This is a genomic window from Pseudomonas sp. yb_9, assembly GCF_043103635.1.
Lineage (GTDB): Bacteria > Pseudomonadota > Gammaproteobacteria > Pseudomonadales > Pseudomonadaceae > Aquipseudomonas > Aquipseudomonas monteilii.
This window is the reverse complement of sequence record NZ_JBICKA010000103.1, coordinates 20,868-35,080: the sequence shown is the minus strand read 5'-3', so window position 1 is coordinate 35,080 and position 14,213 is coordinate 20,868. Positions and strand designations below refer to the sequence as shown.

The following is a 14,213-nucleotide window of genomic DNA, read 5'->3' as shown; positions in this document are numbered from 1 at the left end:
GCCCATGCAACTGCTGACCCTCCCCCCGTCACCGACACTGGCTACCTCGATCAGGGCGACCGCACAGGTCTTCGAAGACCCCAGATCGCAGGCGCTGCTCGCCCACTTGCAACAGGTCGCCCCCAGCGAGGCCAGCGTCCTGATCATCGGCGAAACCGGTACGGGCAAGGAGCTGGTCGCACGCCACATCCACAACCTCAGCGGCCGGCGCAACGGCCCGTTCGTCGCAGTCAACTGCGGGGCATTCTCCGAGTCGCTGGTGGAGGCCGAACTGTTCGGCCATGAAAAAGGCGCCTTCACCGGCGCCCTGGCGGCCAAGGCCGGCTGGTTCGAGGAAGCCAATGGCGGCACGCTGTTCCTCGACGAAATCGGCGACCTGCCCCTGCCAATCCAGGTCAAGCTGCTGCGCGTGCTGCAAGAGCGCGAGGTGGTGCGGCTAGGGTCGCGCAAGAGCATCCCGATCAATGTGCGGGTCTTGGCCGCAACCAACGTGCAGCTGGAAAAGGCCATCAACGCCGGGCATTTCCGTGAAGACCTGTACTACCGCCTGAACGTGGTGACCTTGCAGTTGCACCCGCTGCGCGACCGCCCGGGTGACATCCTGCCGCTGGCCCGGCACTTCATCCGCAGCTACAGCGACCGGCTGGGGTACGGACCAGTAGAACTGAGCGCCAAGGCCCAGGCCAAACTGGTGGAGTACAGTTGGCCGGGCAATATCCGCGAACTGGAAAACGTGATTCACCATAGCTTGCTCACTTGCGGCGACGGCACGGTGCAGGCACAGGACCTGCGCCTGTCAAACCTGCGCATCGAACGGCAAGAGGAAGAGCCAGCGGGCAATGGTGTGGACGACTTGTTGCAGCGGGCGTTCAGCCGGCTGTACGAGGAGCAACCGGGCGATCTGTACGAAAAGGTGGAAAATGCCCTGCTGCGCTCGGCCTACCGGTTCTGCCATTACAACCAGGTGCATACCGCGCAGTTGCTGGGTTTGTCGCGCAACATCACGCGCACGCGCCTGATTGCCATTGGCGAGCTGGTGGTGAACAAGCGGCGGGGGCAAGAGCAGCAGGTGCTGGACAACCGGGTAGTGCGGTTGTCGATCTGAATCTTGCAGTGCCTGCGCTGGCCTCTTCGCGGCTAAAGCCGCTCCTACAGGTGCAGCGCACGGCTCCGGCATTGGTCCAGTCTGTGGGAGCAGCTTATCCATACCTGTCATTTTTGTCAGTAGCGAATGTAACGCACGACGCTTTATGCTCGATCATCTGAGAGGCATAACCAGATGCGAATATTCTATCAACACAATGTGGCATGTACACGGATTAGCCAGGTCGCTTCCACCCGAGCATTGAGTTACGGCCGGCTTACCTTGGCTATCAAGCACTCTCCCCAGCTTTATCCCAATCTTGTAGCCAGCACCATGATGAATACGCCGACAGCTATTCTTTCACCTGAAAAAATAGTACACCTTAACTATACGCCCTTCGGATTCGCCCTCCATAAGCAACAGGTGAGTGTCGGATTCAATGGTGAATATCCCGACCCGTTTACCGGTAATTACGGATTAGGCCAGGGCTATCGCTGGTACTCTCCCACCCTGAAGCGATTTCAGGCCGCGGATGACATTAGCCCGTTCGGCCAAGGGGGTGTCAGCGCGTACGCGTATACGCATAACGATCCTGTCAACAGCTACGACCCCGACGGCCACCACCAATATAAATACTATAAAAACCTTGTAGCCCTCAAACTCGATCCTACCGAAAAAAAGCCAATGGGCTTTTTTGCTACCCAACCCAAAGCAAAAGAACCTAAGCTATTGGTTAATCTGCATGACGATCCCGATGGCAAAAAGGTCTATTTTGCCGACGACGCTTATACGGCCAAAGAATTTCCTAGCCTACTGAACAACTCATCCATCGACACCAATAACTTTAGTGAAATTATTTTTATTTCATGTTATACCGGAAAACACTTTGCTGCAGAGATTGCACGTACCACCAACACACCTGTTCGAGCACCTGGCGACGTAATCATAGGTAAAACTTATTTCGACACCAGCAGCAACTCCTACACGTCTAGATACGTACGGTTACCCGGCCCCAAACCATTACCTCAGCTTGATAAGGCATTTGGTGATAAATTTTCTTTTGGACTACAGAAATTCTTCCCCATTTATACCAACGCTCACGGTATCAGGGATCCTGTAAAATCAGGCCGCTGATCACGCAACGGCCACAATGCTTTGTCAAGCGGATACAGTCCGCGGCATCAGCTCATACGGATGCTTCCACCCCGGCAGCGCCTCGATCCGCGCCTTCCACGCCTCGATATGAGTGAACTCAGCCAACGGAATGCCCGTATCCTCCGGCATGAACACATACCCTGCCAACGACAGGTCGGCGATGGTCAGCCGGCCGCCAACCATGAACGGCGTCTTCGCCAGGTGCGCATCGACAATACGGTAAGCCGCCGTGGCACGCTCACGCAGGAACCGCGTCACGTCCGTTTCCCCCGTTTTCTTCAGGCAAAACAGAAAGCGCAGCGCGGCGTAGTAGCTGGTGAACTTGTGGTTGTCGAACAGCATCCAGCGCCAGATCTCGCGTTTTTCGTCTTCATCACGCGGGCCGAACTGGCCGGTCTGTTCGGCAAGGTAGTCCAGGATCAACGCAGACTGGGTGAAGGTTTTGCCCGCGTGCTCCAGCACCGGCACCTCGCCCTGCTCGTTCACCTCATCGCGCCAGCCTGGCTCGCGGGTCTGGCCGTTGAAGAAATCGACGAACACCGGCTGCCAGGCCTGACCGGTGAGTTCAAGCATGAGCGCGGCTTTGTAGGCATTTCCGGATTCAGCGAAGCAATGCAGCTTGTAGTCGGGCATGACGGGACCTTCAGTTTTCTTTGAATGATCGTGCCGGGCGATACCGCTAATAGCCCCCAGACAGAGAAGATCACGCCATCGCCGGCCTGGTCAATGCGTGACGACGCAACGGCCGCAGTAATCTCCACGCCTCCCAAGGGAATAAACCACTCCGTGCTTTCTTAAACACTGAGTGGTTTATTCCCTTGGGCTTCACGCTACTGGAGAACACGACATGCGCCACCTACTCCTCGCTCCTGCGCTGCTGCTCCTGCTGCCTGCCGGTGCTGCCCTGGCCCGCGTCGATGCGGGCGACGTCGCCACCTCGGCCGGTGTTTCCGCTTCGCTTTACTCGACCTTCAAGGACGATAAACGGATCATCCCGGCACGCGATGAACTTTCTGCCTTCGTCGCAAGCGGTGGGGCTATCCGTGGCGCCTATGTGGAGTCGGCGCTGGAACAGGCCCGCAAGGACCACCCTGGGTTGCAAGCCAATGATGAAGAACTGGCCCGGGCCATTCTGTCGCAGGATGACCGTATAGCTGACCATTGAGATAAGCCTGCACCGGCCCTTTCGCGGGCAAGCCCGCGAAAGGGCCGGCACAGTATTAGATCATCCCCACCCATCCATACGCATGATCGCCCTGACCAACCGTTGTTCTTCCTGCTCGATCTCCCGCAAACTGTCGCGTATTCCGTTGATATGCTCGCGCGCCGCCCGCTGCGCCTGCTCCGGCAACTGCTCCATCACCGCCTGATACAACCGTGCATGCTGGCGGTCGATCTGGCGCTTTTGCGCCGGCCTGCAATACAGGTTGTTGACCGAGGCAAACACCGTGCTCAAGGTCAGGTCGCTGAGCGATTGCAAGGTATGCACCAGCACCGGGTTGTGTGACGCCTCACTGATCGCCCGGTGGAACGCGTGGTCGCGACGGGCATGTTCACGGGCATCGATCGCGTCGGGTACCTCGTGCGCGGCCAGCATTTCTTCGTAGCGCCGGCGAATCAGCAAGCGGTCAACCTCAGTGGCGCGTAACGCCGCCAGCCGCGCCGATTCGGCCTCCAGCAACGCCCGCACTTCCAGCAAGTCGAAAAGCGTACGCGGCTGCGAGCCAAACAAATGCATCAACGGTGTGGCACCCGATTGCCCTGTCAGGTCGGCGACGAACGAACCCCGCCCTTGTTCGGTATCGATGATGCCGCGCCCCCGCAAAATGCGCAGCCCTTCGCGCAGTGCCGAGCGTGAACACCCCAGTTTCTCCACCAACCGCCGCTCCGAAGGCAAGGCCTGGCCCACCTTGAGTACGCCGTCAACGATCAGCCGTTCCACCCGCTCGGCCACCTGGTCAGCGACCTTGGCTTTGCCTTCAGCACCCATCACGCCCTCTCCCACTGGTAGGACCACTTCGACCGATGGTTCCAATCTAGCCAGTCAAAGCCGTCAATAACCAGCCCTTTACAGAAAAACTGGTAGGACCAGTGAACGACGTACTCGACCCGGGCCGCTGGCACGCGCAGGCTGCAACGGTGACCGCTTTGCCAACAACAACAAAAACGTTGCCGAGTGAGCCGATGAATATCCTGTACGACGAACGCGTCGATGGCGCGCTGCCCACCGTAGACCAGGCGGACCTGTTGCATGCGCTGCGCAAGGCCCTGCCAGACATCGATATCCTGTACCGCGAAGAAGACCTCAAACCCTACGAATGCGACGGCCTCTCGGCCTACCGCACGGTACCGCTGCTGGTGGTGCTGCCCGAGCGCCTGGAGCAGGTGCAGGCCTTGCTCAGGCTCTGCCATCAGCGCGGTGTACCCGTGGTGGCCCGTGGTGCCGGCACCGGCCTGTCGGGTGGCGCTCTGCCGCTGGCCAAGGGGATCCTGCTGGTAATGGCGCGTTTCAACCGCATTCTGGAGGTCAATCCACAGGGCCGTTACGCCCGTGTGCAACCCGGCGTGCGCAACCTGGCCATCTCCCAAGCGGCGGCACCCCACGGTATGTACTACGCACCAGACCCGTCCTCGCAAATTGCCTGTTCCATCGGTGGCAACGTCGCGGAAAACGCCGGTGGCGTGCACTGCCTGAAATACGGCCTGACCGTGCACAACCTGCTCAAGGTGGAAATCCTCACGGTGGAAGGAGAACGCCTGACCCTCGGCAGCGATGCCCTGGACAGCCCGGGCTTCGACCTGCTGGCACTGTTCACGGGCTCCGAAGGCATGCTCGGCATCGTCACGGAAGTTACCGTCAAGCTGCTCCCCAAGCCCCAGGTGGCGCGGGTGCTGCTGGCCAGTTTCGACAGTGTCGAGGACGCCGGCCGGGCAGTCGCCGAAATCATCGCTGCCGGTATCATTCCCGGCGGCCTGGAGATGATGGACAACCTGGCCATCCGCGCCGCCGAAGACTTCATTCATGCCGGCTACCCGGTGGACGCAGCGGCCATCCTGCTGTGCGAGCTGGATGGGGTCGAGGCCGATGTGCATGACGATTGTGAACGGGTGGCCGCCGTGCTGGCGCAAGCCGGGGCCCGCGAGGTACGGCTGGCCCGCGACGAAGCCGAGCGCGTGCGTTTCTGGGCCGGGCGCAAGAACGCCTTCCCGGCGGTAGGGCGCATCTCGCCGGATTACTACTGCATGGACGGCACCATCCCGCGTCGCGAACTGCCACGGGTACTCAAGGGCATCAGTGACCTGTCCGCGGAATACGGCCTGCGCGTGGCCAACGTGTTCCATGCCGGCGACGGCAACATGCACCCGCTGATCCTGTTCGATGCCAACCTGCCAGGTGAGCTGGAGCGCGCCGAAGCCATCGGCGGCAAGATCCTCGAACTGTGCGTGGCGGTAGGCGGCAGCATCACGGGCGAGCACGGCGTAGGCCGCGAAAAAATCAACCAGATGTGCGCGCAGTTCAACAGCGACGAAATCACCCTGTTCCACGCGGTGAAGGCCGCCTTCGACCCGCAGGGCCTGCTCAACCCCGGCAAGAACATCCCCACCCTGCACCGCTGCGCCGAGTTCGGCGCCATGCATGTGCACCATGGGCAACTGCCCTTCCCCGAGCTGGAGCGCTTCTGATGAGCATGGACCGCGACAACAGCCAGGCCCTGCTGGAGCAGGTCGGCCAGGCGCTGAACCAAGGCACACCGCTGCGTATCCAGGGCAGTAACAGCAAAGCCATGCTGGGTAACCTTGTCGCTGGCGAAGTACTCGACACCCGCAGCCACCGTGGCATCGTCAGCTACGACCCGACCGAACTGGTGCTCACCGCCCGCGCCGGCACACCGCTGCGCGAGATCGAAGCGGCGCTGCACGAAGCCGGCCAGATGCTTCCCTGTGAACCGCCACACCTGGGCCCGGACGCCACCTTGGGCGGCATGGTCGCTGCCGGCTTGTCTGGCCCCCGGCGGCCATGGGCCGGGTCGGTACGTGACTACGTGCTCGGCACGCGGGTGATCACCGGCCACGGCAAGTTGCTGCGCTTTGGTGGCGAAGTGATGAAGAACGTGGCCGGTTACGATGTATCACGGCTGATGGCGGGCAGCTTCGGTTGCCTGGGGTTGCTGACCGAGGTTTCGTTGAAAGTACTGCCCCGGCCGCGCCAATGCCTGAGCCTGCGCCTGCCAATGGGCAGGCATGAGGCGCTGGCCGAGTTGGCCGAATGGGGCCAGCAGCCGCTGCCGATCAGCGCGGCTTGCCATGACGGCGAAGCACTGTACCTGCGCCTGGAAGGCGGTGAAGGTTCGGTACAGTCGGCACGCCAGCGACTGGGCGGCGCAACCCTCGACAGCCGGTTCTGGAGCGACCTGCGCGAGCAGCGCCTGGCATTCTTCAACAGCCCTGCACCGCTGTGGCGCCTGTCACTGCCCAACGCCACTGGCGAGCTGGACCTGCCCGGCCAGCAATTGATCGACTGGGGTGGAGCGCAGCGCTGGCTCACGTCCAGCGCACCGGCCCAGGCCATTCGCGACCTGGTCGCCAACGTTGGCGGCCACGCCACCTGCTACGCCGCCAGCGCAGACAGCAGCCCGCCGCTGCCCACGGCACTGATGCGCTACCACCAGACGCTGAAGCAACAGCTCGACCCCCAGGGCGTGTTCAACCCTGGCCGCCTGTACCCGAACCTGTGAGGCCAGACCATGCAAACCAACCTGAGTGAAGCATCCCGACGCCTGGCCCGCGCCGACGAGGCAGAAAGCATCCTGCGGTCCTGCGTACACTGCGGTTTCTGCACCGCCACCTGCCCGACCTACCAGTTGCTGGGCGATGAACTGGACGGCCCGCGCGGGCGCATCTACCTGATCAAGCAACTGCTCGAAGGCGAGCCGATCACGGCCAGCACGCAACTGCACCTGGACCGTTGCCTGACATGCCGCAACTGCGAAACCACTTGCCCCTCAGGGGTGAAGTACCACGACCTGCTGGACATCGGCCGCGCCGTGGTCGAACAACAGGTGCCGCGCCCGCTCGGTCAGCGCCTGCTGCGCCAGGGCCTACGAGCCGTGGTGCCACGCCCGGCGCTGTTCAAGGCCCTGACCCGTGGCGGCCAGGCCCTGCGCCCGCTGCTGCCGGCCACACTCAAACGCAAACTGCCGGCACGGGTAGTCGCACCCGGCCAGCGCCCGGCACCACGCCATGCACGGCGGGTGTTGATGCTCGAAGGCTGCGTGCAGCCGGCCTTGTCGCCCAACACCAACGCCGCCGCCGCGCGCCTGCTGGACCGCCTGGGCATCAGCGTGCAGCCGATCCACCAGGCCGGCTGCTGTGGCGCGGTGGACTACCACCTCAATGCCCAAGAGCAAGGCTTGCAGCGTGCGCGGCGCAATATCGACGCGTGGTGGCCCGCCATCGAAGCGGGGGCCGAGGCCATTGTGCAAACCGCCAGCGGCTGCGGCGCATTCGTGCGTGATTACGGCCACCTGCTGGAAAACGACCCCCGTTACGCCGCCAAGGCCGCGCGGGTCAGCGCCCTGTCCCGCGATCTGGTAGAAGTACTGCGCGATGAGCCGGTCGAGCAACTGGGCCTGTGCGCCGAACAGCGCCTGGCCTTCCATTGCCCTTGTACCTTGCAACATGCCCTCAAGCTGGGCGGCGCGGTAGAAGCACTGCTGACGCGCCTGGGCTTTAACCTCACCACTGTGCCGGACGGCCATTTATGCTGCGGCTCGGCGGGTACCTATTCGCTGACCCAGCCCGAATTGTCGCTGCAACTGCGTGACAACCGCCTCAACGCACTGGAAAGCGGCAAACCGCACGTCATCGCCACCGCCAACATCGGCTGTCAGGCCCACCTCGACGGGGCCGGGCGTACGCCGGTACGCCACTGGATAGAAATTGTCGAAGCAGCCTTGAACCCGGAGAACCCCCATGCATAGCAAGTTCGTGATCGGCCAGGCCGAAGTCGCCCGCGTATTGGCCGCCGCCCGCCAGGAAGCCTTGGTCCAGCACTGGAACGTGACCATCGCCGTGGTTGACGACGGAGGTCACCCGCTGGCCCTGGAGCGCATGGACGGCTGTGCGCCAGCCAGTGCTTACATCGCCGTGGAAAAGGCCCGGACCTCTGCGCTGGGGCGCAAGGAAACACGGGATTACGAAGAGATGGTCAATAGTGGCCGTACTGCATTTGTCACTGCACCGCTGCTCACCAGCCTGGAAGGTGGCGTGCCGTTGCGGGTGGAGGGCCAGGTGGTGGGTGCGATTGGGGTGTCCGGGGTCAAGTCCGAGCAGGATGCCCAGGTCGCCAAGGTCGGGGCGGCGGCCCTCTGAGCCCTGTACCTGCCTCTTCGCGGGCAACACATATCGAGCAGACTGAACACCGAGCGGACAGACAATGCCAAACCATCAACTCCAGATCGCCCCCATCCTCCAGCGCTTCATCGAAAACGAAGTCCTCCCCGGCACCGGCATCGAAGCCGCCTCCTTCTGGCAAGGCTTCAGCACCCTGGTCCACGACCTGGCCCCGCAAAACCGTGCCCTGCTTGCCGAACGCGAGCGCCTGCAGGCCGAACTGGATAACTGGCACCGCCAGCACCCCGGCCCGATCCGCGACATGGCCGCCTACCGGCACTTCCTGCAAGGCATCGGCTACCTCGTGGATGCCCCCGAAAACGTGCAAATCAGCACCCACAACGTCGACCGCGAGATCGCCGTACAAGCCGGCCCGCAACTGGTCGTGCCACTGAGCAATGCCCGCTACGCCCTCAACGCCGCCAACGCCCGCTGGGGCTCACTGTACGATGCCCTCTATGGCACCGATGCCATCGCCGAAACCGCGGGTGCCGAGCGCGGCCAAGGCTACAACCCGGTGCGCGGCGCCAAGGTGATTGCCTATGGCCGGCAATTCCTCGATACCTCAGCCCCGCTTGCCGGCGCCTCACACAGCGACGTCAAGGCCTACGCGATCAACCAGGGCGCACTGCAGGTCACCTTGGCCGATGGCCGCCAGGTTGGCTTGCAAAACCCCGCACAAATGCGTGGCTACCAAGGCGAGCCGAACACGCCAACGGCGATCCTGCTGCAGCACCACCAACTGCATTTCGAAATCCGGATCGACCCGGCCAACGTCATCGGCCAGCAGGACCTGGCCGGGGTCAAGGACATCCTGCTGGAAGCCGCACTGACCACCATCATCGACTGCGAAGATTCAGTGGCAGCCGTCGATGCCGACGACAAGGTCAATGTCTATCGCAACTGGCTGGGCCTGATGAAAGGCGATCTCAGCGAACAGGTCAGCAAGGACGGCAAAACCTTCAGCCGCACCTTGGCCGCCGACCGCCAGTATCACGGGGCAAACGGCCAGCCGCTGACCTTGCCGGGCCGTTCGCTGCTGTTCATCCGCAATGTCGGCCACCTGATGACCAACCCGGCGATCCACGACCGCGATGGCCGGGAAATTCCGGAAGGCATCCTCGATGCCGTGGTCACCAGCCTGATTGGCCTGCACGACCTCAAGCGCCGAGGCAACTCGCGCGAAGGCAGCCTGTACATCGTCAAGCCGAAAATGCACGGGCCGGCCGAAGTGGCCTTTGCCGACCAGCTGTTCGGTCGCGTCGAGGCCCTGTTGGGCCTGCCCGCGAATACCCTGAAGATGGGCATCATGGACGAAGAGCGGCGCACCAGCGTCAACCTCAAAGCCTGCATCGCCAGTGCGGCATCACGGGTGGTGTTCATCAACACCGGCTTCCTCGACCGCACCGGGGACGAGATGCACAGCGCCATGGAAGCCGGTGCCATGTTGCGCAAGGGCGACATGAAAAGCAGTGCCTGGATCCAGGCCTACGAGCGCAGCAACGTGCGGGTGGGGCTGGCCTGCGGCTTGCGCGGCAAGGCGCAGATCGGTAAGGGCATGTGGGCCATGCCCGACCTGATGGCGGCCATGCTCGAACAGAAGATTGCCCAGCCCAAGGCCGGTGCCAACACCGCCTGGGTGCCCTCGCCGACGGCCGCAACGCTGCACGCGCTGCATTACCACCAGGTAGACGTGGCAGGGGTACAGCAGGCGCTGGAAGCAGCCAACCGGAACGCCCAGCGCGACGCATTGCTGAACGACCTTCTCAGCGTACCGGTCAGCCCCGAGCGGCCCTGGAGTGCCGACGATATCCAGGCTGAACTGGACAACAACTGCCAAGGCATCCTCGGTTACGTGGTGCGCTGGGTCGAACAAGGGGTCGGCTGCTCCAAGGTACCGGACATCCACGATGTGGGCCTGATGGAGGACCGCGCCACCCTGCGCATTTCAGCGCAGCACATCGCCAACTGGCTGCACCATGGCGTGGTGGGTGCCGAGCAGGTCGAGGCCACGCTGCAACGCATGGCCAAGGTGGTAGACCAACAGAATGCCGGGGACCCGGCGTACCGGCCAATGGCGGCCAACTTCGAGGCATCGCATGCGTTTCGCGCCGCCCGAGCGCTGGTGTTCAAGGGGCGCGAGCAGCCCAATGGCTATACCGAGCCGTTGCTGCATGGCTGGCGGTTGAGGTTCAAGCAGCAGGTTCAACGCTAGCCCAAGCTGCGCGGTGTTGCTGGCGCGGCCTTGTGTCGCGCCGGCAGCAAACATCTGCCACCGGCCAGTCAGGGGTGGCATTCCGGCGTCTTCAGAAATTTCCCACAACCTTTCCGGAAGCGTCCTACTTGCTGCCTCTGCACGCAAAAAACAAGATCGGCACTGGAAAACGCAAGGTCGCGATCCAGAGGAGGCTCCGTATGCACCTTTACGCCCGCTCCATTGCCGAACTGCGCAGCAGCTTGTGCGAAATGCTGGCCCATGACATCCGCAACCCCGAAGAGGATCCGCACCTGTCGGGGGTGATGTTCTTCTGCGCCACCGACGAACACTCCCGGCAACTGATCGAGCGTATCGAGTTGCTGGCCAGCGAAGTGTTCTTCGACCCGAACGGGCGGGCCATTGCGGAACACCTGAAAGCGGCCGCAGTCGATGGCGTGCGCATCAAGCGCAACCGCAAGGCGCCAGCGGATGAAACGGTGATACGCATCGCAGTGGCCGACAAGGGCTATATCACGGTGAGTACAGCCCGGCTCTGAGATTATGGGGCTGCTTTGCAGCCCCATGCCCTTCCCTGGCCAATCCGCTATCCTGAGCACTCCCCCGCTCCGGACCGCCCCATGGAACTGCACATTCGCCTGGAGGGCCGCAAAGGCTTGGCCGACCAGCTCTATCAGCAACTGCGCGCCGGTATCGACAGTGGCCACCTGACCGCCGGCACCCAGTTGCCACCCACCCGCCTGCTGGCCGAGCAACTGGGCGTGTCGCGCAAGACGGTGGCCGAGGCCTATTCGCGGCTTACCTACGACAACCTGCTCAGCGGTGTGGTCGGCCGTGGCACTTTCATCACGCCGCGCCAACCGCTGCGTAGCCATGAATCCACCACCATCCCCCTGGCCGGCGCCGCGTCCCTCGAGCGCTGGCAGCAGCACGCCACCGTGCTCGGCCAACGCCAGCTGCAAGCGCCCTCCCGCTATGACTTTATCGGTGGTGCTTCAAGCAAGGCACAGTTCCCCTTCGACCAGTGGCGCAGCTGCCTGAACTACGCCCTGCGCCGCAGCCAGCGCCACCCCGAGCGGCAGTTTCCGGCCCAGGGCCTGCCGGAGCTGCGCGAGGCCATTGCCCACCACATCGCCTACGCCCGCGGCGTGCACTGCAGCGCAGCCGACCTGCTGGTGTGCAACGGCGCCCAGCAAGCGCTGGACATGATCGCCCGGGTATTGGTGGAACCCGGTTGCCAAGTGGCCATGGAAGACCCCGGCTACCCACCCGCCCGGCAACTGTTCCTGGCCCTTGGTGCGCGCGTGCAGTCCGTTCCGGTGGATGATGAAGGCCTGCGCGTCGAGCACATCGCCGATGGCACCCGGTTGATCTATGTAACGCCGTCACACCAGTTCCCGCTGGGCATGCCCATGAGCGAGCCACGTCGGCACGCCCTGCTGGCCCGGGCGGCTGAGCTGGGCGCGCTGATCATCGAAGACGACTACGATTGCGAGTTCCGTTACCACGGGCCGGCAGCGGACGCATTGCAGCGCCTCGACCGCCATGGCCTGGTGGCCTATGTGGGGACCTTTTCCAAGACGTTGCTGCCCGAGCTGCGGCTGGGCTATGCCGTGTTGCCGCCTGCCGTGCTGCAGGCGGCCTGCGTGGCCAAGCACCTCAGTGACTGGCACAGCCCGACCTTGCTGCAGTGGGCGCTGGCGCGCTTTTTGGGCGAAGGCCACCTGAACAAGCACATCCGCCGCTGCCATGAGGTTTACAGCGCCCGCCGCGAACGTATCCTGGCGCGCCTGGGCGGCGACCTGTCACCGTGGTTCAGCGCCATCCCTGCCAGCGCGGGCTTCCACCTCAGCGCGCTGGCCAAGCCCGGGGTCGATGTCGAGTTGCTGGCCAACCTGGCGCGCAAGGTGGAGGTGGGCCTGTATTCGCTGGCGCCGTTCTTCAGCGAAACACCGGTACGCCCGGGGCTTTTGCTGGGCTTTGGCGCTATCGAGCTGCTGGACATCGACCCGGCACTGGACCGGGTGCGCGATACCCTGCAACGCCTCAGCTGACCGGCGCGGCCCTGCCCGCCGCGGGCGGGCGCGCGATGGCCGCAGCATAGCCACGCGGGTTGAAACAGGCGGTTACCAGCAGCATCGCCATCACGGTCACGGTCAGCAGCATCCACGATGCCTGGAAGTCGCCACTCACGTCACGCAACCAGCCGGTGATGTACGGCACGATACCGGTGATGATAAAGCCGATCCCCTGTACGAATGCCGCCAGGCTGCCGGCTTCGGCAGGCGTCTTGAGGTGTTCCAGGGTCAGCGTCAGGCTCTGGCTGAAGCAGGCGCCCAGGCCAAAGCCGATCATGGCGACCCACAGTCCTGCAGCCACCGTGGGGGCCAATAGCAGGCCGAGGAAACCCGCCAGCTGAATCGCCAGCGCCAGCCAGAGGCCTGGACGCCGATCTGCCCAGCGCCGCAGCAGCAGTGGCAGGCCGAGCGCGCCAGCCACCTGGAAAATGGTCATCAGGCCGACCAGGTCAGCGCCACCCTGGGCACTGCCGCCGTGCTCGATATGGTAGGCCGGCAACCAGGCCACCATGCTGGTGTAACCGCCATTGATCAGGCCGAAGTACAAGGCCAGCAACCACGCCCGGCGGGTGCCGAACCAGTGTCCACCCGCAGCGCCCGCCAGCTTCGGTGCTTCCTGACGTGGGCGCAGCACGACCCAGGCCAGCACCGCCAGCACTGCCGGGGCTGCCCACAGGCCCAGGCCGGCCTGCCAGTGGCCGAAGTGGCCACTGATATGTGGCCCAAGCACGGCCGCCAGGCCGCCGCCCGTCATCAGTGCCGCCGAATACAGGCCCATCGCCCCGGCCAGCCGCCCAGGGAACCATCGATTGACCAACCCTGGCATCATGCCTTGCACCACCGCCACGCCCAGGCCCGCGACCACCGCACTGGCAATCAACGCCCAGGCGCTGTCCAGTTGCAGGCGCCACAGGCAGGCCAGGGCGATCGCAGCCAGGCCACCGAGCATGCCGCCATGCTCGCTGATCCAGCGCCGCAGCCAGGGTTGCAGCAACGGTACCAGCCCCATGCACAGCACCGGCAACGCCGTCAGCAAGGCGGCCTGCTGGTAGCCCAGGCCAGTGCTGGCACGCATAGGTTCGAGTAACGGGCCGATACTGGTCAGGATCGGCCGCAAGTTCAGCGCCAGCAGACTCACCAGCAACAGGTTCAACGCAGCTCTCATTGTGAATCGGTTCTCTTGTAGCAAGACCCGGCCATTATCCCGGCTCGGTCAGCCTGGCAGAAATGAAGAGATTGGATGCCTGTCAGTGGCCACCTGAATGGTCGATTGGCCTCCTGCATATGC

At 63.5% G+C, this 14,213-nt stretch carries 13 protein-coding genes; 10 read left to right on the top strand and 3 right to left on the bottom strand.

Annotated features, from left to right (window positions below; genetic code table 11):
• The first annotated feature begins 4 nt into the window (after window positions 1-4).
• Together sfnR and ACF8MI_RS25355 are read left to right on the top strand one after the other, a co-directional pair.
• Window positions 5-1,105 (top strand): sigma54-dependent transcriptional activator SfnR, encoded by a 1,101-nt coding sequence (gene sfnR, locus ACF8MI_RS25360; protein WP_060499256.1) that lies wholly within the window; start codon window positions 5-7, stop codon window positions 1,103-1,105.
• 261 nt (window positions 1,106-1,366) lie between these two features.
• Entirely contained in the window at window positions 1,367-2,218 is an 852-nt protein-coding gene (locus tag ACF8MI_RS25355) for an RHS repeat-associated core domain-containing protein (RefSeq protein ID WP_233458183.1), read from the top strand.
• Window positions 2,219-2,242: 24 nt separating this feature from the next.
• Here the strand turns inward: ACF8MI_RS25355 and ACF8MI_RS25350 are convergent, their stop codons facing one another.
• Window positions 2,243-2,872 (bottom strand): glutathione S-transferase family protein, encoded by a 630-nt coding sequence (locus ACF8MI_RS25350; protein WP_104835061.1) that lies wholly within the window; start codon window positions 2,870-2,872, stop codon window positions 2,243-2,245.
• Window positions 2,873-3,086: 214 nt separating this feature from the next.
• Here ACF8MI_RS25350 and ACF8MI_RS25345 point away from each other — a divergent pair, with 214 nt between their 5' ends.
• A complete protein-coding gene (locus tag ACF8MI_RS25345; protein ID WP_016487609.1) occupies window positions 3,087-3,404 on the top strand; it encodes a DUF2388 domain-containing protein in 318 nt (105 codons plus the stop codon).
• A 60-nt stretch (window positions 3,405-3,464) separates the two neighbouring features.
• Here the strand turns inward: ACF8MI_RS25345 and glcC are convergent, their stop codons facing one another.
• Entirely contained in the window at window positions 3,465-4,229 is a 765-nt protein-coding gene (gene glcC, locus ACF8MI_RS25340) for a transcriptional regulator GlcC (RefSeq protein WP_200928540.1), read from the bottom strand.
• 194 nt (window positions 4,230-4,423) lie between these two features.
• Between glcC and glcD the strand changes: the two genes are divergently transcribed.
• From glcD to ACF8MI_RS25305, 7 genes are all read left to right on the top strand, one after another.
• Complete coding sequence (gene glcD, locus ACF8MI_RS25335) at window positions 4,424-5,923, top strand: glycolate oxidase subunit GlcD (RefSeq protein ID WP_104835064.1); 1,500 nt, start codon at window positions 4,424-4,426, stop codon at window positions 5,921-5,923.
• A complete protein-coding gene (gene glcE, locus ACF8MI_RS25330; protein ID WP_060499270.1) occupies window positions 5,923-6,975 on the top strand; it encodes a glycolate oxidase subunit GlcE in 1,053 nt (350 codons plus the stop codon). Before glcD ends, glcE begins: the two co-directional genes overlap by 1 nt.
• A gap of 9 nt (window positions 6,976-6,984) precedes the next feature.
• Window positions 6,985-8,220 (top strand): glycolate oxidase subunit GlcF, encoded by a 1,236-nt coding sequence (gene glcF / locus ACF8MI_RS25325; protein WP_200928541.1) that lies wholly within the window; start codon window positions 6,985-6,987, stop codon window positions 8,218-8,220.
• Window positions 8,213-8,611 (top strand): heme-binding protein, encoded by a 399-nt coding sequence (locus ACF8MI_RS25320; protein WP_060499272.1) that lies wholly within the window; start codon window positions 8,213-8,215, stop codon window positions 8,609-8,611. The genes glcF and ACF8MI_RS25320 overlap by 8 nt, the downstream gene beginning before the upstream one ends.
• 64 nt (window positions 8,612-8,675) lie before the next feature.
• Entirely contained in the window at window positions 8,676-10,847 is a 2,172-nt protein-coding gene (locus ACF8MI_RS25315) for a malate synthase G (protein WP_200928542.1), read from the top strand.
• A 200-nt stretch (window positions 10,848-11,047) separates the two neighbouring features.
• Entirely contained in the window at window positions 11,048-11,386 is a 339-nt protein-coding gene (locus ACF8MI_RS25310; RefSeq protein ID WP_060499274.1) for a hypothetical protein, read from the top strand.
• An 81-nt stretch (window positions 11,387-11,467) separates the two neighbouring features.
• A complete protein-coding gene (locus ACF8MI_RS25305) occupies window positions 11,468-12,901 on the top strand; it encodes a PLP-dependent aminotransferase family protein (RefSeq protein WP_200928543.1) in 1,434 nt (477 codons plus the stop codon).
• Here the strand turns inward: ACF8MI_RS25305 and ACF8MI_RS25300 are convergent.
• A complete protein-coding gene (locus tag ACF8MI_RS25300; RefSeq protein ID WP_060499276.1) occupies window positions 12,894-14,090 on the bottom strand; it encodes a cyanate transporter in 1,197 nt (398 codons plus the stop codon). The two genes, ACF8MI_RS25305 and ACF8MI_RS25300, sit on opposite strands and share 8 nt — an antisense overlap.
• Window positions 14,091-14,213 lie beyond the last annotated feature (123 nt).